General features: G+C 38.3%; 20 protein-coding genes. 14 read left to right on the top strand and 6 right to left on the bottom strand.

All coding sequences use genetic code 11. The annotated features are described in order from the left end of the window. The first annotated feature begins 139 nt into the window (after nucleotides 1-139). Nucleotides 140-913, top strand: coding sequence for a S1/P1 nuclease (locus LV92_RS21275; protein WP_111625609.1), 774 nt, complete (start codon nucleotides 140-142; stop codon nucleotides 911-913). A gap of 297 nt (nucleotides 914-1,210) precedes the next feature. Here LV92_RS21275 and LV92_RS21270 read toward each other — a convergent pair whose 3' ends face one another. Continuing rightward, nucleotides 1,211-1,810: an alpha-ketoglutarate-dependent dioxygenase AlkB family protein gene (locus tag LV92_RS21270; RefSeq protein ID WP_111625608.1), complete on the bottom strand. Its 600-nt coding sequence runs from the start codon at nucleotides 1,808-1,810 to the stop codon at nucleotides 1,211-1,213. Continuing rightward, a complete protein-coding gene (locus LV92_RS21265) occupies nucleotides 1,807-2,679 on the bottom strand; it encodes an AraC family transcriptional regulator (protein ID WP_111625607.1) in 873 nt (290 codons plus the stop codon). Before LV92_RS21265 ends, LV92_RS21270 begins: the two co-directional genes overlap by 4 nt. A 219-nt stretch (nucleotides 2,680-2,898) precedes the next feature. Here LV92_RS21265 and LV92_RS21260 point away from each other — a divergent pair, with 219 nt between their 5' ends. After that, nucleotides 2,899-3,486: a hypothetical protein gene (locus LV92_RS21260; protein ID WP_111625606.1), complete on the top strand. Its 588-nt coding sequence runs from the start codon at nucleotides 2,899-2,901 to the stop codon at nucleotides 3,484-3,486. 67 nt (nucleotides 3,487-3,553) lie between these two features. Here the strand turns inward: LV92_RS21260 and LV92_RS21255 are convergent, their stop codons facing one another. The 3 genes from LV92_RS21255 to htpG form a co-directional block, all read right to left on the bottom strand. After that, complete coding sequence (locus LV92_RS21255) at nucleotides 3,554-4,186, bottom strand: MOSC domain-containing protein (RefSeq protein WP_111625605.1); 633 nt, start codon at nucleotides 4,184-4,186, stop codon at nucleotides 3,554-3,556. A gap of 130 nt (nucleotides 4,187-4,316) precedes the next feature. After that, nucleotides 4,317-4,676: a DoxX family protein gene (locus tag LV92_RS21250; protein ID WP_111625604.1), complete on the bottom strand. Its 360-nt coding sequence runs from the start codon at nucleotides 4,674-4,676 to the stop codon at nucleotides 4,317-4,319. Nucleotides 4,677-4,748: 72 nt separating this feature from the next. Then, a complete protein-coding gene (gene htpG, locus LV92_RS21245) occupies nucleotides 4,749-6,635 on the bottom strand; it encodes a molecular chaperone HtpG (RefSeq protein ID WP_111625603.1) in 1,887 nt (628 codons plus the stop codon). A gap of 271 nt (nucleotides 6,636-6,906) precedes the next feature. Between htpG and LV92_RS21240 the strand changes: the two genes are divergently transcribed. The 12 genes from LV92_RS21240 to LV92_RS21185 all read left to right on the top strand — a co-directional run bounded on the left by LV92_RS21240 (nucleotide 6,907) and on the right by LV92_RS21185 (nucleotide 16,860). Further along, a complete protein-coding gene (locus tag LV92_RS21240; RefSeq protein ID WP_111625602.1) occupies nucleotides 6,907-7,917 on the top strand; it encodes a 3-oxoacyl-ACP synthase III family protein in 1,011 nt (336 codons plus the stop codon). Between the two features lie 824 nt (nucleotides 7,918-8,741). Next, nucleotides 8,742-9,359 carry a recombination mediator RecR gene (gene recR / locus LV92_RS21235; RefSeq protein WP_111625601.1) on the top strand — a complete coding sequence of 206 codons (618 nt, stop codon included), beginning with the start codon at nucleotides 8,742-8,744 and terminating at the stop codon, nucleotides 9,357-9,359. A gap of 98 nt (nucleotides 9,360-9,457) precedes the next feature. Continuing rightward, nucleotides 9,458-10,852 carry a dihydrolipoamide acetyltransferase family protein gene (locus tag LV92_RS21230; protein WP_111625600.1) on the top strand — a complete coding sequence of 465 codons (1,395 nt, stop codon included), beginning with the start codon at nucleotides 9,458-9,460 and terminating at the stop codon, nucleotides 10,850-10,852. 205 nt (nucleotides 10,853-11,057) lie between these two features. Next, a complete protein-coding gene (locus tag LV92_RS21225) occupies nucleotides 11,058-11,834 on the top strand; it encodes a 3'-5' exonuclease (protein ID WP_111625599.1) in 777 nt (258 codons plus the stop codon). 99 nt (nucleotides 11,835-11,933) lie between these two features. Continuing rightward, nucleotides 11,934-12,545, top strand: a complete 612-nt coding sequence (locus tag LV92_RS21220; protein ID WP_111625598.1) for a fumarylacetoacetate hydrolase family protein — start codon at nucleotides 11,934-11,936, stop codon at nucleotides 12,543-12,545. After that, nucleotides 12,546-12,884 (top strand): Hpt domain-containing protein, encoded by a 339-nt coding sequence (locus tag LV92_RS21215; protein WP_111625597.1) that lies wholly within the window; start codon nucleotides 12,546-12,548, stop codon nucleotides 12,882-12,884. Beyond that, the gene (locus LV92_RS21210; protein ID WP_111625596.1) at nucleotides 12,884-14,131 is read left to right on the top strand and encodes a competence/damage-inducible protein A; all 1,248 of its coding nucleotides are present in this window, start codon (nucleotides 12,884-12,886) and stop codon (nucleotides 14,129-14,131) included. Before LV92_RS21215 ends, LV92_RS21210 begins: the two co-directional genes overlap by 1 nt. 72 nt (nucleotides 14,132-14,203) lie before the next feature. Beyond that, nucleotides 14,204-14,440, top strand: coding sequence for a 50S ribosomal protein L28 (gene rpmB / locus LV92_RS21205; RefSeq protein ID WP_031444792.1), 237 nt, complete (start codon nucleotides 14,204-14,206; stop codon nucleotides 14,438-14,440). Nucleotides 14,441-14,461: 21 nt separating this feature from the next. Then, entirely contained in the window at nucleotides 14,462-14,644 is a 183-nt protein-coding gene (gene rpmG, locus LV92_RS21200; RefSeq protein WP_031444791.1) for a 50S ribosomal protein L33, read from the top strand. A gap of 6 nt (nucleotides 14,645-14,650) precedes the next feature. Continuing rightward, complete coding sequence (locus tag LV92_RS21195) at nucleotides 14,651-14,803, top strand: DUF4295 domain-containing protein (protein ID WP_069859169.1); 153 nt, start codon at nucleotides 14,651-14,653, stop codon at nucleotides 14,801-14,803. A gap of 90 nt (nucleotides 14,804-14,893) precedes the next feature. Further along, complete coding sequence (gene ftsY, locus LV92_RS21190; protein WP_111625595.1) at nucleotides 14,894-15,856, top strand: signal recognition particle-docking protein FtsY; 963 nt, start codon at nucleotides 14,894-14,896, stop codon at nucleotides 15,854-15,856. Then, nucleotides 15,853-16,860 carry an alpha/beta hydrolase gene (locus LV92_RS21185; protein WP_111625594.1) on the top strand — a complete coding sequence of 336 codons (1,008 nt, stop codon included), beginning with the start codon at nucleotides 15,853-15,855 and terminating at the stop codon, nucleotides 16,858-16,860. The genes ftsY and LV92_RS21185 overlap by 4 nt, the downstream gene beginning before the upstream one ends. Before the next feature lie 21 nt (nucleotides 16,861-16,881). On the opposite strand, the gene LV92_RS21180 is transcribed toward LV92_RS21185, so the two are convergent. Continuing rightward, nucleotides 16,882-17,970, bottom strand: a complete 1,089-nt coding sequence (locus tag LV92_RS21180) for a serine hydrolase domain-containing protein (protein WP_111625593.1) — start codon at nucleotides 17,968-17,970, stop codon at nucleotides 16,882-16,884. Nucleotides 17,971-18,037 lie beyond the last annotated feature (67 nt).

Genomic DNA, 18,037 nt, shown 5'->3' with positions numbered 1-18,037 from the left:
AATTCATTAATTTTGAGCTCCCTCAAGATTTAGATTTATAGAGTTTCCTTGAATTTTTTCAAAGGTTATTATCCAGGTTTTAAATATTAGCTAGTTTTTGATACGTTTGGTATTGATATAGCAAACAACATATAGTAATATGAAAAAAATTACAGTGCTGTGCCTACTTATATTTCAACTAAGCTATGGCAACGATATGGAATGGTCCAAGACCGGACACAGAACCATAGGGGAGGTTGCGCAGCAACATTTGTCGGGCAAGGCCAAAAAGGCCTTAAAGAAACTTTTAAATGGGCAAAGTCTGGCTTTGGTTTCAAATTATGCAGATGAAATAAAGGCAGATCGTAGCTTTTCCAAATTTGGACCATGGCATTATGTAAATTACCCAGCGGACAAAAAATATACAGAGGTTCCACCTAGTGAAGAGGGGGATATAATTATAGGAATTGAAAAGTGCATAGAAATAGTTAAGGATAAGAACAGTACGGAAGAAGATAAAGTATTTTATTTAAAAATGTTGATCCATTTGGTTGGGGATCTGCACCAACCTATGCATGTGGGGAGGTTAGAGGATAAAGGGGGCAATGATATCCAATTGCAATGGTTTGGAAGAGGTACCAACCTCCATAGATTATGGGACTCCAATATGATAGATGACTATGGCATGAGCTATTCGGAATTGGCAAATAATTTACCGGAGCTGAGCAAGGGTCAAATTAAAATTATTCAGCAGGGCAATATATATGACTGGGTAGAGGAATCCCAGGATATAGCCAATGAACTTTATGGTTCGGTAGAGGCAGGCGAAAAATTGGGCTATGCCTATGATTATAAGTATTGGGCTACCGTAGAGAAACAACTGCAAAAGGGAGGTTTACGCTTGGCCAAGGTATTGAACGAGCTTTTTTCTTAAGTAGTTCTTATAGATCTTATTTAAAAGTTACTAGCCTTTCACCCTGCAGAGCTAGTCTTATATTATATTAATATAGATTCCTTAAGATCAATATCTTATGATGATTTTGATTGTCTTGGCCCTATTATCGAAAAAAACATAGCTTTTGACCAATTTTTATATTAATTGGTAAAGAAGTTGAGTTATTGTTATTGAAGTTGGGTGTGAGGAGACTAACGTAAATGCCTGGTAGGTTAGGGGCAGTATCCAACGGAAATAACAAAGGCATAAAAAAATCGGTTTTCGTAACCGATTTTTTTATTTAATGACCCTAAAGGTAATATTGATGCGTTCCTGTATTGGTCTGGCAGTTTTTGGAATTTGGTGATACCAACAATGCTGGGTTTCCCCTTTCATAAGAAGTAAACTCCCGTGTTCCAATAATAATTTTTGCTTTAAATCCTTTTTCAATTTATGTTTTAGGTGAAAGTAGCGTTCTTGTCCAAGGCTTATGGATGCAATTGCGGGATTTTTCCCCAAGGCCTTCTCATCATCTGCATGCCAGCCATTACTATCCTTACCGTCTCTATATAGGTTTAACAGGCAGCTTGTAAAGTGTATGCCAATTTCCCTTTGCAGCTTATTCCTCAACTCCAGTAATTCGGTTGTAAATTCATGTGGATGCATTGTAATATTGGAATAGGAGTAGGGTTTGCTGTTCTCCCCAAATAAGGCGGTTAACCTGGGCTGGGGGTGTGTTTTTCCAAATATGGTAATATCATCCTGCTGCCAAGGGGTCGTTTCTTTAAATACCTTAAAATAATGATGCGCTTCAGCTGCACTTAAAAAATTGGGATAATAGATGATATCACTATCTGGAAGTTGAAGCTCTATTTTTTGGGTAAATAGCGGGTTCACGATTGAAGTACACTTTTCAGCTCGTTTCTGTATTCGGAAGGATTCTGTCCAGTAAATGCTTTAAAGGACTTGTTGAAATGCGAGAAATTGTTAAATCCACTTTCAAAACATACCTCTGTTATGCTAATGGGCTTTTCTGCCAATAATTTTGAGGCATGTACCAATCTACACTCGTTAACAAACTGTACGAAGGTCTTATTTGTTATTTTTTTAAAATATCTGCAGAACGACGGTACTGTCATACTCACCAAATCAGAAATCTCTTCTAAGGTTATTTCCTCCTTAAAGTTTGATTTTACGTAATTGAAGACAACGTTTATCCTGTCATTATCCTTCACTTCCGTTTGAAGTGAAAAACCTTGGGCGTTCAATACTTGATATTCTTTGGAGTTCCCCAGTTCATTCAGTATGTTTAAAATGGACAGCAGACGTTGAAAATCTGTCTGATATTCCATGATTTCAATTTTTTCGCCAATTTTTTTCTTGGTACTGCCTGTGAAGGCCACACCACCACTTGCAATTTGAAAAAGGCTTTGAATTTTTCTCATTTCTGGAATGTTGAAAAAGTCGTTGCCTAAAAAATCCGTTTTCATTTGTACTACACTTTCATTTTTGTTGCCTGTAAGCACATCCGTGAATCCGCAGTGTGGTAGGTTAGATCCAATCAAAATAAGGTCGCCGTCCGTATAATAGGACACGTGGCTACCGATTTGTCGCTTTCCGGAACCCCCATTCACATAAACAAGTTCAATTTCAGGGTGATAGTGCCATACCCCATTTTTATTAGGGTTGTGTTCATCAAACTGTTGATAGGTATAAGAATGACCGAAATCGGGTTCTATGACCTCAAATGTAGGTTTAGGTATCATATGTTAATTTCATTAGGTTAAGTAAAGGTAATACAGCTATTTTGGACAATTCTGTGCAAATTTAACCTAAATGTGTCTAAAATTAACCTCTTAACAATTATTTAATATACCATGATGGTAAAATAGAATAGAAACTGGAGAATTCTGGAGTAGTGGGAAGGGAATTCCTGGTCTACATTTGCCCTATAAATGATTTATTAATATTAAATCCTAAATGTTATGAAAGCAGTTTTAAAATTAACAGCAGTGGCAGCCTTATTACTTAGTAGTACTATAGCAATGGCCAACGACCCAGGAATGTACTTGACAACAGTTAAAGAAGCAAAAAGATTGGTTCTTAAATTAAATAAGCAAACTGAATCTTCTACATTGACTTTGACCGATACTGAGAAGCATCAAATATTCATGGAGAATATTAAGGAAGATGAAGATTACACCAAAAAGTTCGACTTGTCCAAATTGGATGAAGGTCTTTACTTTTTAAAGATGGAAAGCCTTACACGCACTGTAGAATTTACTATAAGTGTAGAGGATTCTGAGGTAAATGTTATAGCTCGCGACGAGATAACAAAACCATTCTTTAGAAAAAATGGTGATGTTCTTTATATCAACTATTTGAACCAAAAGCTAAGTCCTGTAGTTATTAACGTTGTAGACAGTGCCAACAGGGTTGTGTTTACTCAAAAACTAGACAAAGAATTGGTTGTTGGAAAGGTATTCAACTTTACCAAAGCTGTAAAGGATGACTATACAGTATCTGTAAGCGAAGGTACCAATACTTATTACGAAACTATTTCGGTGAATTAATTTATGTAAAAGTAAATATTATTAAAAGTAAAAAATAGGGGCCAATCGGCCCCTATTTTATTTCCGGCTATACGTATTTTTTAAGTCGATCTCGTTTATATTCAGGTAGCGAAGGGTTATTGATCGCTTTTTGAAGTAATATTGGGTCTTTTTCCTTTGCAAGAATAATTTGAAAACATTCTTTTACGGTTAGGGTGTTTTCGGATTTTTCCTGCAGAATAAGCTCATCTCCATTTTTTACCAGGCCTTCCTCCAATATACGAACGTAGGTTCCGGAATACCCATAATCTATAAATTCCTTTAATATTTTGGGATTGCCAAAGCGAACGCCCAGTTTGTAACAAGGTTCCCTGGGTTGTGAGACCTGAACCAACACGTTTCCAATTTTATAGATATCGCCAATTCTCATTGTAGATTCATCCAAACCTTCTACGGTAAGATTTTCTCCGAACATTCCCCAATCCCAATTTAATTCAGGATACATTCCTTTCCAATACGGATAGTGATCTGAAGCAAATAGATAACAGGCTTTGTTGATTCCTGCATGATGCACCCTATCTATAACGGTATCCTTAAGAACATCCATTTTACTTAGAAAAAGTGGTTGGTCCGTAGGATATTTAAATATCCCTGTTTGCTCTTCCCTTCCATTCCAAAGAAAGGTAGTTGCTTTTCCAATATTTGTGGAGATGATTTTCATATCATAAAGATAGAAATACCCCAAATATAATATTGATGGTGGGAAAAAAAATAATAGTAAATTTTAATCCAATTCTATGGCAAGGATTTATGGAAAGGATACTGCAGATTTGGTTGGTATTAAGGGCAATTTATAGGCCTAAATAGGAATATGCCCAGTATATAAGAACAAATTGAAGAGGAATTCTAAGGATTAGTATCCATTTTGGGATTCCTGCCGATTCTTTTTCGCCACTTAACATATAAAAGTGTACCAAAAGAAATACGGTAAGCATTAAAATGATACCGATGATGGAATAATTTTTAGTTGCAGGGAGGCACAATCCCAGACCCAAGATAATTTCAGCCACACCACTAAGGGATACCAATAGCTTATGATTGGGCAAGTACCTGGGCATTATGCGCAAATATATTTTTGGGACAATAAAATGCAGTATACCGGCCAATACATAAATAGATGCCAAAAGGTAGAGGTGCCAAGGGTAGTCCATTTGGTAAAGGTATAAATAAAAGAAGCTGAATTGCACAAGGCAATTCAGCTTCTTAGAATTATCGTAAAATGATTATTTCACCATTTCATAACTTCTCTTAATGAACCTGGTAAGTTCCTCCCCCTTCAACAGTCCTTTGGACAAACGCGCCAGATCAAGCGATTGGTTAATAAGTCGCTCTTTCTTTTTGGCTGTTTTTGTGTTTAAAATTTCGGAAACCAATTCATGATTGGTGTTCACCACTAAATTGTACATCTCCGGCATATTCCCCATGCCGAACATCCCACCACCGCCGGATTGCTGCATTTCTTTCATACGACGCATAAACTCCGGTTCGGTAATAATGAACGGAGAAGAGCTACTATCCATAGCTTCCAATTGAACGGTATAGCTTTTATTGTTAATGGCAGTCTCAATATCGGTTTTTAAGGCCTCTTTTTCCTCATCGGACAACTTAGAGATTTGGGTATCCTCTTTTTTGATGAGATTGTCCAAATGATCGGCGTCTACTCTAGCAAAGGAAATTTTCTCCTTGGAGGTTTCCAGTTTTTGCATTAAGTGCGATACTATGGGCGAATCCAACAATAAAACCTCAAATCCTTTGGCCTTGGCAGCTTCTATATAACTGTGCTGCTCTTCCTTGTTGGAGGCATAAAGGATTACTAATTTATCGTCCTTGTCCGTTTGATTGGGCTTTAATTTTTCCTGTAGTTCCTCAAAAGTATAATAGGCACCGTCTATACTGGGGTACAATGCAAATTTGTCCGCTTTTTCAAAGAATTTGTCTTCGGAAAGCATTCCATATTCAATAACGATTTTGATATCGTTCCATTTTGCTTCAAAGTCTTCTCTATTATTTTTAAATAGAGAACTCAATTTATCGGCAACTTTACGGGTGATATAGGTTGAAATTTTCTTAACCGCACCATCGGCCTGTAAATAAGATCTGCTAACGTTCAATGGAATATCCGGAGAATCTATAACTCCTCTCAACATGGTCAAAAACTCAGGAACAATTCCTTCCACGTTGTCAGTGACAAAAACCTGATTTTGGTATAATTGAATCCTATCCTTTTGGGTATTTAAATCATTTGTAAGCTTCGGGAAATACAAAATCCCGGTTAGATTAAAAGGATAATCTACGTTTAAGTGTATGTGGAACAAAGGCTCCTCAAATTGCATAGGATAGAGTTCCCTGTAGAATCCTTTATAATCTTCATCCGTTAATTCTGTTGGCTGTTTGGTCCAGGCAGGATTGGGATTGTTAATTATGTTGTCTACCTCCTTTGTAGGTGCAGGATCCTCTTCTTTTGCACCTTCCGGTTTTGGAAGTGTTTCTGTTGTTGTCCCAAACTTTATGGGGATAGGCATAAACTTGTTATACTTTCTAAGCAGGGTACCAATTTTGCCTTCTTCCAAAAATTCTGTGGAATCATCTGCGATGTGGAGAATTATTTCCGTACCACGGGTAGTTTTCTTGGCCTTTTTTAGGGTGAAATTAGGCGATCCATCGCAGGTCCAATGTGCTGCAGGCTCGTCTTTATAGCTCTTTGTTATAATTTCTACTTTAGCTGCAACCATGAACGCAGAATAGAACCCTAGTCCAAAATGTCCAATGATACCTGAGTCCTTGGCAGAATCTTTGTATTTGTCCAAGAATTCTTCAGCCCCTGAAAACGCAATTTCATTGATGTATTTCTGTACTTCCTCCTCGGTCATACCTACACCTTGATCAATGATATGTATTTTCTTTCCTTCCTTATCTATCTTTACCTCAATAAATGGATTTCCATATTCTACCTTGACTTCCCCTATAGTGGTAAGGTGCTTTAATTTTAAAGTTGCATCTGTTGCGTTCGAAATGAGCTCCCGTAAAAATATTTCATGGTCGCTGTATAAGAATTTTTTTATGAGCGGAAATATGTTCTCTACGGAAACATTGATCTTGCCTGTGGCCATACTTCTAATTTTTTTAGTTTAACGACTTAACACTGTCAAAAAAAATACCATTGTTAGCGAAAGTGACAAACTGACATTTTTTAAAGGGTATAAAATGCGCCTTATGTCATTGTGTGTATTTAAATTCCTTCAATGGCCGTATGACCAATATCATCATATTCGTATATATTTTTATTTAAATTGGATGTAACTAAATTTATTTCTCATATTTTAGATTTTGTAATAGAAAAAACGGGGGCGGAGGCTTACCAAAAACTTAATTTTCCAAAAGATGTTCAATTCAAAAATAACGGGTCTAGGTTACTATGTACCTAAAAATGTGGTTACCAACGATGATTTGTCGAAATTAATGGAGACTAATGATGCTTGGATTCAGGAGCGTACCGGTATCCAGGAAAGACGGCATGTTATAAAAGGTGACGGGGATACCACTACCACCATGGGGGTGAAGGCAGCAAAAATTGCTGTAGAGCGCTCTGGAATAGATAAAAATGATATAGACTTTATCGTATTTGCCACCTTGAGTCCCGATTATTATTTTCCAGGTCCAGGAGTCTTGGTCCAACGGGATTTGGATATAAAGACGGTTGGTGCCTTGGATGTACGCAACCAATGTTCGGGATTTATATATGCCTTGTCCGTTGCAGATCAATTTATAAAAACAGGGATGTATAAAAATGTTTTGGTTATCGGATCCGAACTACATTCCCATGGACTTGATATGACTACCAGGGGTAGGGGAGTTTCAGTGATTTTTGGTGATGGTGCCGGAGCTGCAATTGTTAGCAGGGAGGAAGATGCAAAAAAAGGCATTCTTTCCACCCATTTGCATTCCGAAGGACAACACGCAGAGGAATTGTCCCTTATAGCACCGGGCATGGGAAAACGCTGGGTCAATGACATTTTGGAGGATAATGATCCCAACGATGAGTCTTATTTGCCTTATATGAACGGTCCGTTTGTTTTTAAGAACGCTGTTGTCCGTTTCAGTGAAGTAATCATAGAAGGGTTAAAAGCTAACAATCTTAAGGCAGAGGAAATAGATATGTTGGTGCCTCATCAAGCTAATCTAAGGATATCCCAATACATCCAAAATAAGTTTGGCCTAGGGGATGATCAGGTGTTCAATAATATAATGAAGTATGGAAATACAACTGCAGCCTCTATACCCATTGCTTTGACCGAAGCCTGGGAGCAGGGAAAAATTAAGTCCGGAGATTTGGTGGTGCTCGCCGCCTTCGGCAGTGGATTTACTTGGGGCAGCGCCATAATAAGATGGTAAAGAAATGAGAGTTATAGTGCTATAAAAACAAAACCCGGAACAAATGTTCCGGGTTTCTTTCATTGATAGACTATACTAAACACTAACCATTAACTATAAATATATAGCGTTATCAATGACCAAAATCTTTATATATACCTTAAAGTACGAATAATCTATTACCTGCTTATAAGTATTAACACACTTTAACTACGAAATAGTAGAGTATTAACACCAATATTTGGGTGCCGTTCCTTTAAATAAATAAACCAATAAACTTTAATTGCATTGCGGCTATAGGACTGGGGGAACTATGCCTAGGGCAAAATAAGGGTTAATTATTTTATTATCAAAATATACCACTCATAACTTTATCTTAATTTCCTGAAAAGCCACTTTAATTATATTGGATCCACTGCTTTGGATAATATTTGCAAGAGGGTAAAACGCGAAAAATATGTTTTGGCGGGTGTGTTTAAATTACTGTAAATCAATATATAATGTGCTTTATTCTTTAATTCTGTTCAAATGGGCGCATCACATCCTTTAAAAATAATGCCTCATTTCTGGAGGATTTTAAGATTGAAAATCAATTGAAATAGACAAAGCAGGTCTGTCGATAAAAGGTTATTTGTTTCGGTAAATGGTAAGTAGTCATTGGGAAAGGAATAGCATTGCATTATTGATTGGTTGGGAATGCAATTTGTCAACGTCTATTTGGTTGGGAATATTCAATAATGTAATCTTGGGCAATGTTTAATTGCTGAACCTTTGTGATATCGCTTGAAATTTACTTTTAGGGGGAATGCCTTAATATAATGTTATAAAATTGTAATTTTGTGGATATGGAATTTTCATCTAAATTATTGGAAAATGCGGTCTATGAGATGTCCCAATTACCGGGCATAGGAAAACGCACGGCACTGAGGTTGGTCCTGCATCTCTTAAAACAGCCAAAAGAGCAAACTGCCAGATTGGCCAATGCGTTGGTCAATCTAAAAGACAATATTAAATTCTGTAAAAATTGCCATAATATTTCCGATGTTGAGGTTTGTGAAATTTGTTCAAACCCGCGGAGGGATGAAAGTCTTGTTTGTGTGGTAGAGGATATTAGGGATGTGATGGCCATTGAGAATACTGGCCAGTTTTTAGGGTTATACCATGTCCTGGGCGGGAAAATTTCTCCTATGGAAGGTGTTGGCCCTCAGGATTTAACTATTTACTCTTTAGTGGACAAAGTGAAGCAAGGGAAGATAAAAGAATTAATATTCGCCTTAAGCTCTACTATGGAGGGAGATACCACCAACTTTTATATATATAGGCAATTGGAAGGTTTGGGCGTAAAAACTTCGACCATTGCAAGGGGCATTGCTGTGGGGGATGAACTGGAGTATGCAGATGAAGTCACATTGGGAAGGAGTATTCTCAACAGAATTCCGTTTGAAAATTCGTTAAAAGTGTAATTATCATCAGTAAAAAGTATGAATAAAAGTCAAAAATATGCTCTTTTATTTGTTAGTTTTGCAAATTATTAATCATTATAAGTGTATTAAATAAGGATATGTCAAAATTTGAGCTAAAATTACCACAAATGGGAGAAAGTGTTGCAGAGGCTACACTTACCACATGGCTGAAGGAAGTTGGCGATACCATAGAAATGGACGAAGCTGTTTTTGAAATTGCCACGGATAAGGTTGATTCCGAAGTTCCTAGCGAGGTAGATGGCATTTTGGTTGAGAAATTATTCAATATAGATGATGTTGTTAAGGTGGGCCAAACCGTCGCCATTATAGAAATAAACGGAAGTAGTTATGAGTCTGATCATGATCAAGAAAGTCATGTCACTTCTGTAAAAGATGAGGCCCCTAACAAAGCGGTCGAGGAATTGGAGGTTGCGGTGTTGAGTGCTAAGGAAAGTGCTGCCGCTCCGGTAATAGATTATAGTGGAACCGATAGGTTCTATTCCCCCTTGGTAAAGAATATAGCGAAGCAGGAAGGTATTACCTTGGCCGAGTTGGACACCATAAGTGGTACGGGAAGTGAAGGCAGGGTGACCAAAAATGATATTTTGGACTATGTTGCTTCCGGAAAGGCAAACGGGGGACAACCTGTTGTGGAAAAAAAGGAAGAGGATGTAACGCCTGTTGTCGAAAAAGTAGAGCAGCTAACCATACCAGTTCCTGTTAAAAAAGAGGAAGCAAAACAGGAAGAAGTTAAACCGGCTTTGGAGAAGGAACAGCCCAGTAATGGGGACGAGTATATTCCTTTGACCCGAATGGGCAAATTGATAGTCCAACACATGAATGCAAGTGTTGCTACCTCGGCGCACGTGCAAAGTTTTGTTGAGGTAGATGTAACCAACGTAGTCAATTGGAGAAATAAGGTCAAGGATGCCTTTGAAAAAAGGGAAGGCGAGAAACTTACTTTTACCCCAATCTTTATGGAAGCTGTGGCCATTGCTTTGAAAAAGTATCCAATGGTCAATATATCCCTCGACGGAGATACCATTATAAAGAAAAAGAATATAAACATTGGTATGGCAGCGGCCTTGGCCGATGGAAATTTGATTGTTCCGGTGATTAAAAATGCCGATCAATTGAACTTGGTGGGCATGGCCAAAGCAGTTAACGATTTGGCCAAGAGGGCCAGGAACAATGCATTAAAGCCAGATGAGGTAAAGGACGGCACCTATACCGTAACCAATGTGGGCACCTTTGGTAGTGTTTTTGGAACGCCAATCATCAATCAGCCCCAAGTGGGTATCTTGGCCTTGGGGGCTATACGTAAAATGCCCGCGGTTGTCGAAACCAAAGAGGGCGATTTTATTGCTATCAGAAGTAAGATGTATTTATCCCATAGTTATGATCACAGGGTGGTAAACGGGGCCTTGGGCGGTATGTTCGTAAAGGCCGTAGCCGATCACCTGGAGGCTTGGGACGTGAATAGGGAAATTTAGTAAGTCCTTCCCGTTTTGTTTAATCCTAAAGTGGATTTAAGTCATGGTTTTGTTCCATGGTTTGTTGGGATAGTCTGGAGTCTGCATTTTTAATTCGGGCAGTATTTGTGGATTTCCTTGCACTTAAAAGGATTTTTTGCAATTTATGAGTCTATTTTTAGCCAAAACCTTTGTAAAAACTATATTTGCATAAAGAACCTACAACATGCAATTAAAGCTTACAAGGCCAATTTGTTTTTTCGATTTAGAGACCACAGGTACTAATGTTGCCAAGGATAGAATAGTAGAAATAGCTATTCTGAAAGTGTATCCAAATGGGAATAGGGAGAGTAAAACATGGTTGGTTAATCCTGAAATGGAAATCCCTGCCAATGTGGTCGCTATTCATGGCATTTCCAATGAGAAAGTAGCCAACGAACCTACATTTAAACAACTATCCAAGGAGATTTATAAAATGATCAAGGATAGTGATTTGGGAGGCTACAATTCGGATCGATTTGATATTCCACTGTTGGCAGAAGAGATGCTCAGGGCGGAAATAGATTTTGATATGAAGAATACCGTTTCCGTGGACGTGCAGACCATTTTTCATAAAATGGAGAAAAGAACCTTGGAGGCGGCCTATAAATTTTATTGCGATAAAAATCTTATAGATGCCCATAGTGCAGAGGCGGATACCTTGGCTACCTATGAAGTGCTATTATCGCAATTGGACCGTTATCCCGAATTGGAAAACAATATTAAGAAGCTTTCGGAATTTACAACCAGAAAACAATCGGTGGATTTTGCAGGATTTATAGTGTTGGATGAAGAGGGGGAGGAAATTTTCTCTTTTGGTAAGCATAAGGGTAAAAAGGTGAATGCCGTTTTGGAAAATGAACCTGGTTATTTTGGGTGGATCCTGAACGCCGATTTTCCATTGTACACAAAAAAAGTTTTGACCCAAATAAAATTGAGCAAGTTGAACAACAAACTGGGTTAGCGGCTTGAATAAAAGTAATTGTCGATCGTTGAACGTTTTGGTTTTTATACTTCCACGATTCCGATTCCCAAAGCCAATTGTTAAACATTTCTATTTAGTATGAAGATTATTTGTATTGGGCGCAATTATGTGGATCACATAAAGGAATTGAACAACGAGAGACCTACAGATCCGGTACTGTTTATTAAGCCGGACTCCGCTGTTTTGCCAAAAGAACAGGATTTCTATATACCGGATTTTTCCAAAGACGTACACTACGAAGTGGAAGTGTTGGTGAAAATAAAAAAAGTGGGCAAACATATAGAAACCCAGTTTTCCCATACCTATTATGATGAAATTGGTTTGGGAATAGATTTTACGGCTAGGGACCTTCAGTCCCAATTAAAGGAAAAGGGATTACCTTGGGAAAAGGCCAAGGGTTTTGATGGGGCCGCGGTAATAGGTAAATGGTTGCCAAAATCTAGTTTTGATGATGTAAATAATTTAAACTTCCAACTTAAGCAGAACAATGAGGTTGTTCAGGAAGGGAATACAAGTTTAATGCTTTGGAAGATAGATGAAATAATTTCCTATGTTTCTCGTTTTTTTACGTTGAAAAAAGGAGACATTATTTTTACAGGTACCCCTGCCGGTGTTGGTAGAATAAGTGCAAATGATTATCTTTCGGGTACTTTGGAGAATGAACAAATGTTCTCATTAAATATAAAATAGATGATTTATAGTCTGGACAAGATAAATGAAATGGCAGATGGTGATGATGAATTCATTAAATCTGTCGTTGCTGTTTTTTTGGAAGAAGTTCCCCAAGATTTGGATGAACTTGAGAAAGCCTTAGGGGTAAAAAATTATGATACTGTATATAAATTGGCACATAAAATTAAACCTAATGTAGACTTGCTGGGCATGGAGCAGACCCGTGCCATAGCCCTTCAGATAGAAACTTTGGGAAAAAAGGAAGAAAACACGGAAGAAATCGAGCGATTGGTGCCATTACTTAAAAAGGACGTAGATCAAGTGGTTTCAGAACTGAAAAACGATTTTAAGATTTAATGTTTGCTGAAATCATAACTATTGGCGATGAGATTCTCATTGGTCAAATTATAGATACAAACTCTGCCTTCATTGCCCAAGAACTAAATAAGATCGGGGTTTCCGTGTACCAGATTTCTTCGGTACAGGATGAAAGACTCCATATTTTGGAAGCTCTTAAGGAAGCGGAGGCCAGGGCCAACGTTATTCTTATAACCGGTGGACTAGGTCCTACCAAAGATGATATCACCAAACATACGCTTTGCGAGTATTTCAATGATACTTTGATAGAAAATAAGGAAGTGTTGGTCCATGTTGAGGCTATCTTTAAAAAACATCTGGGAATACCCTTGTTGGAGGTGAACAAAAATCAAGCTTTGGTGCCGTCCAAGGCAGATGTGCTCCATAATGAATATGGTACAGCTCCCGGAATGTGGATAAAAAGAGATGGAAAAGTCTTTGTTTCGTTGCCAGGGGTGCCTTTCGAGATGAAGAATCTAATAACTTCCAAGGTGATTCCGAGAATTATACAAGAGTTTAAGAGGCCTTATATTGTACATAAGACCATCATTACCTACGGTATAGGGGAAAGTTCTCTGGCAGATCGGATATCCTCTGTGGAGGACAACCTGCCCAGTATGGTGAAATTAGCCTATCTTCCAAGTCTTGGCTCCGTAAGGCTAAGGCTTTCTGCAAAAGGAAACAACAGTGAGCAGTTGAATGCCATGGTCGATATAGAGGCCGAAAAAATTAAAAATCTCTTGGGCGACATTGTTCTTGGAGAGGCAGGGGACGAGCCCATAGAATCTGTAATTGCGCAATTATTGACAAAAAAAGGGATGACCTTGGGTACGGCGGAGAGTTGTACCGGAGGTAAAATAGCCCAACAGATTACAAGTATACCAGGTGCATCGGCTTATTTTAAGGGGAGTATTGTGAGTTATGCCACCGAAACCAAAATAGAGGTGCTTAAAGTGTCAAAAACGACAATTGATGAGTTTTCTGTAGTAAGTGCTGAAGTTGCCGTTGAAATGGCCACCAATCTGCGAAAAATGTTAAAGACGGATTTTGCCATAGCCACTACCGGGAACGCAGGTCCAACTAAAGGTGACTCTGATGCAGAGGTAGGGACCGTGTTTATAGCGGTTGTTTCACCTAAAGCTACAGTGGTAGAAAAATATCGTATGGGAAGTCAGCGCGAAAGAATAGTGCAAAAGACTGTAAATAAGGCTTTTGAAATGCTTCAAAAAGAAATTTTAAAATTCTGACAAAGAATTTTGTCCGTCCCATAAAATTAATTTAAATTTGCACCCTGTTTATAACAAAATAAAAGTAGAGAGATGTCAAAAGTTTGTGATGTTACTGGAAAGAGAGCCATGTTTGGGAACAATGTGTCCTTCTCGATTAATAAAACCAGAAGAAGATTTGATGTAAATCTTTCTAAAAAGCGTTTCTATATTCCAGAAGAAGATCGTTGGGTAACCTTAAAGGTTTCCGCTAAGGCTCTAAAGAGTATAAATAAAAAAGGAATTTCCGTTGTTTTAAAAGAAGCAAAGGAAAAAGGGTTAATTAAATAATCCTGAAATACTAAGATAATAATGGCAAAGAAAGGTAACAGAATTCAGGTTATTTTGGAGTGTACAGAGCATAAAGAATCTGGCATGCCAGGTACTTCAAGGTACATAACCACTAAGAACAAAAAGAACACTCCAGATAGGATGGAAATTAAGAAATTCAATCCTATTCTAAAGAGAATGACAGTTCATAAAGAAATTAAATAATACGTCATGGCAAAGAAAACGGTAGCGAGTTTACAAACAAGTTCAAAAAGATTGACCAAGGCCATTAAAATGGTAAAGTCTCCTAAAACAGGTGCTTACACTTTTATGGAGTCTGTTATGAGTCCAGAAATGGTAAACGACTGGTTGAAAAAAAATTAATAACCTAAATTTATTGGTTATAAAGCTACTTTCTGATGAAAGTAGCTTTTTTATTTTTATATCTTTGATGAAAAGGAACATGCCAAAAATATGAGTTTATTTAAAAAAATATTTTCCACACAAAAGAAGGAAACTTTGGACAAGGGTCTGGAAAAGACCAAGACCAATTTTTTATCCAAACTTAGTAAGGCGGTAGTTGGAAAATCCAAGGTAGACGATGATGTTTTGGATAATTTGGAGGAGGTATTGGTTTCCTCCGATGTGGGTGTAAATACCACCTTAAAGATTATAGACCGTATAGAGGCGCGTGTATCCAAGGATAAATACTTAGGGGTGGACGAGCTTAATGCAATATTAAGGGAGGAAATAGCGGGATTGCTGTCCGAAACCAATTCCGGCAGTGAAACGGAATTCACGGTACCCTTGGTGAGAAAGCCTTACGTTATCATGGTGGTTGGGGTGAACGGGGTAGGTAAGACCACCACAATTGGTAAATTGGCATATCAATTTAAAAAGCAAGGTTTAAAAGTAGTGCTCGGAGCGGCCGATACGTTTAGGGCAGCTGCAATAGACCAACTTCAGGTATGGGCAGATCGGGTAGACGTGCCTATCGTAAAACAAAGTATGGGAAGTGATCCCGCCTCTGTGGCCTTTGACACCCTCAGTTCGGCCCTTAAGCAGAATGCAGACGTGGTAATTATAGATACCGCCGGAAGATTGCATAACAAGGTTAATTTGATGAATGAATTGACCAAAGTGAAGCGCGTAATGCAAAAGGTAGTGGAGGGTACTCCCGATGAAGTTCTCTTGGTTTTGGACGGTTCTACAGGCCAGAATGCCTTTGAGCAGGCAAAACAGTTTACCAAGGCTACAGAAGTAACTTCCTTGGCAGTTACAAAATTGGATGGCACTGCTAAAGGTGGTGTAGTTATTGGTATTTCAGATCAATTCCAGATTCCAGTAAAGTATATAGGGGTAGGGGAAGGAATGGATGATTTGCAGGTCTTTAATAAGATCGAGTTTGTGGATTCATTTTTTAGTGGAAAAGAATGAAGATAATCAGTCGATTATTTAAAGCAGTATTTTTTTTACTTCTATTATTGCTGATAGTCTATTTTTTGGGTCCCAAGGTAGATAAACCTCTATTGACCATGGAACTTCCTGCAATGGAAGCCGATTTGATCAAACTTCAAAATAGGGTATCAGAGAGGGAAAAGGTAAATACCAAAATTAAGGCCAATAACGAATCACAAATTCTATGGTACGATTCTATACCAGGCAAAACCGAATATTCTATTCTTTATCTTCATGGTTGGTCCGCTAGTCATGAGGAAGGCGCACCACTGCACAGGGAATTGGGACAGAGATATGGCGCCAATGTATACTTGCCCCGTTTGGAAGGTCACGGCGTACAGGAAGAACAAGCAATGCTTCAATTAACGGCAACGGACTACTTCGAATCCGCAAAAGAGGCTTTGGCGATAGCAAAACAAATTGGAAAAAAGGTTATTGTTATGGGCACTTCCACAGGAGGTACCCTAGCTCTTTATTTGGCCCAAGGGGACGAGGATATTGCAGGTCTTCTTTTGTATTCCCCGAATGTAAGGATTTATGACCCCACTGCAGTGTTATTGTCGGGTCCATGGGGTTTGGAGATTGCCAAAACCATTATGGATAGCGATTTTTATGAATCTGAAGCGGATTCTTTAAAACAGAGTTATTGGACTACAAGATACAGGGTAGAGGCATTGACACAGCTACAGGCCTTGTTGGATGTAACAATGAAACCAGAAGTCTTTCAGCACATAGATCAACCTACTTTTTTAGGATATTACTATAAAAACGAGGAAGAACAGGATAAGGTGGTCTCGGTTCCTGCCCTGTTAGAAATGTTCGATGAACTGGGTGTAAAGAGCGACTTAAAACGTAAAGTTGCGTTTCCGGAGGTAGGCAACCATGTAATGACCTCCTATATTACTTCAAAGGATTTAGAATCTGTAAAAAGAGAAACCATAGGATTCTTGGAAGATGTGGTTCATCTTCAACCTGTGAATTAGTGCTTTTGATACCCTCGTATTTTAGTTAATCAAGTCATTTAATTTTTCCCAAAAGTCATTATCGAAAGTAGTTGGGCCCAATTCATCTTCATTGGCAGAATCGCCCATTCGTATAATTACCATTCCTTTACTAGGCACAACATATAGTTTTTGGTCAAAGGCACCGAGTCCTGCTATTAGGTCGTCCGGAGCATTGGGTATTAATTTTCCGGGGAACAGTTCTTCAGAACCAGGTATTCTATAACTACCTTTTCCATTTAACCACCAGAGATAGCCATAGGACTTGTTCAGTTCTTGTGAAGTAGTGGTCATGTCGGTAAAGTAGTTGGGGTCATCCAGAATTGGGGTCTCGTCCCAGGTACCTTTGTTGAGGTTCAATAGTCCAAACCGGGCCATACTTCGGGCATTGCTAAAATAAAGATTAAGATATCCTGTCTTTATCCAAGATCCCTGCATCCCAATTTTGTCACGTACCTTTTCATTAAAGTATTCTTTATATTCTTGACCAACTGCACCGCTTATAATATTGTCCAATAAGGTATAGGCTGCATTATGGTAATACCAAAAGCTGTTGGGCTCATCTTTGTATATCAAACATTCCACATCGGTGCAAAAACTATTTTCACCAGTGAAATCCAAGCCTGACGTCATGGTAAGATGATTTTTTACGGTAATCTGCGCTTCTTGTTCAGGTGTAAGGGAGGACCAGCCCGTTCCCATATAGTCGGACGAGGCATTGTCTATAGATAGAAATCTTTCCTTTTGGGCAATTCCCACGGTAAAGGCGGTCAGAGTTTTGGCTGCCGAGTTCCAAGTATGATTCTTGGTAGCATTAAAGCTTCCAAAATATTTTTCCAAAACAATTTTTCCATCCTTCAAAAGTATAAAAGCTTCCGTTTTATTTGCTTCCAGGAAGTCATATAGTGGTTGCTCGGCACTTGAACTCCATTGGAGTTCCTCAATGGACACTGTTTCCCATTCGTCAGAATTTAATGGTGGGAAATACATCGCTTCCTCAGGTGGAATTGGCGCTTGGTCATCATTCCCTTTGGAGCATCCAATCAAACAACAAATAAAGAATAAACCAGAAATAAGAAATTGGGTTTTCATAGAGCTTTATGAATTAGAGTTCAATCGGTTATAAAGGTTTAACGTTAAAAGAATAAAAAAAGATATA

The sequence above is a fragment of the Arenibacter echinorum genome, from assembly GCF_003259375.1.
Taxonomy (GTDB): domain Bacteria; phylum Bacteroidota; class Bacteroidia; order Flavobacteriales; family Flavobacteriaceae; genus Arenibacter; species Arenibacter echinorum.
Note: the sequence above shows the minus strand (reverse complement) of the source record. Positions and strands in the feature narration are given on the sequence as shown.

Bases quoted from the DNA above. Each gene is read 5' to 3' on its own strand.
- LV92_RS21275 (WP_111625609.1), top strand. From the start codon at position 140: ATGAAAAAAATTACAGTGCTGTGCCTACTTATATTTCAACTAAGCTAT.
- LV92_RS21265 (WP_111625607.1), bottom strand. From the start codon at position 2,679: ATGATACCTAAACCTACATTTGAGGTCATAGAACCCGATTTCGGTCAT.
- LV92_RS21260 (WP_111625606.1), top strand. From the start codon at position 2,899: ATGAAAGCAGTTTTAAAATTAACAGCAGTGGCAGCCTTATTACTTAGT.
- LV92_RS21255 (WP_111625605.1), bottom strand. From the start codon at position 4,186: ATGAAAATCATCTCCACAAATATTGGAAAAGCAACTACCTTTCTTTGG.
- LV92_RS21250 (WP_111625604.1), bottom strand. From the start codon at position 4,676: ATGGACTACCCTTGGCACCTCTACCTTTTGGCATCTATTTATGTATTG.
- htpG (WP_111625603.1), bottom strand. From the start codon at position 6,635: ATGGCCACAGGCAAGATCAATGTTTCCGTAGAGAACATATTTCCGCTC.
- LV92_RS21240 (WP_111625602.1), top strand. From the start codon at position 6,907: ATGTTCAATTCAAAAATAACGGGTCTAGGTTACTATGTACCTAAAAAT.
- recR (WP_111625601.1), top strand. From the start codon at position 8,742: ATGGAATTTTCATCTAAATTATTGGAAAATGCGGTCTATGAGATGTCC.
- LV92_RS21230 (WP_111625600.1), top strand. From the start codon at position 9,458: ATGTCAAAATTTGAGCTAAAATTACCACAAATGGGAGAAAGTGTTGCA.
- LV92_RS21225 (WP_111625599.1), top strand. From the start codon at position 11,058: ATGCAATTAAAGCTTACAAGGCCAATTTGTTTTTTCGATTTAGAGACC.
- LV92_RS21220 (WP_111625598.1), top strand. From the start codon at position 11,934: ATGAAGATTATTTGTATTGGGCGCAATTATGTGGATCACATAAAGGAA.
- LV92_RS21215 (WP_111625597.1), top strand. From the start codon at position 12,546: ATGATTTATAGTCTGGACAAGATAAATGAAATGGCAGATGGTGATGAT.
- LV92_RS21210 (WP_111625596.1), top strand. From the start codon at position 12,884: ATGTTTGCTGAAATCATAACTATTGGCGATGAGATTCTCATTGGTCAA.
- rpmB (WP_031444792.1), top strand. From the start codon at position 14,204: ATGTCAAAAGTTTGTGATGTTACTGGAAAGAGAGCCATGTTTGGGAAC.
- rpmG (WP_031444791.1), top strand. From the start codon at position 14,462: ATGGCAAAGAAAGGTAACAGAATTCAGGTTATTTTGGAGTGTACAGAG.
- LV92_RS21195 (WP_069859169.1), top strand. From the start codon at position 14,651: ATGGCAAAGAAAACGGTAGCGAGTTTACAAACAAGTTCAAAAAGATTG.
- ftsY (WP_111625595.1), top strand. From the start codon at position 14,894: ATGAGTTTATTTAAAAAAATATTTTCCACACAAAAGAAGGAAACTTTG.
- LV92_RS21185 (WP_111625594.1), top strand. From the start codon at position 15,853: ATGAAGATAATCAGTCGATTATTTAAAGCAGTATTTTTTTTACTTCTA.
- LV92_RS21180 (WP_111625593.1), bottom strand. From the start codon at position 17,970: ATGAAAACCCAATTTCTTATTTCTGGTTTATTCTTTATTTGTTGTTTG.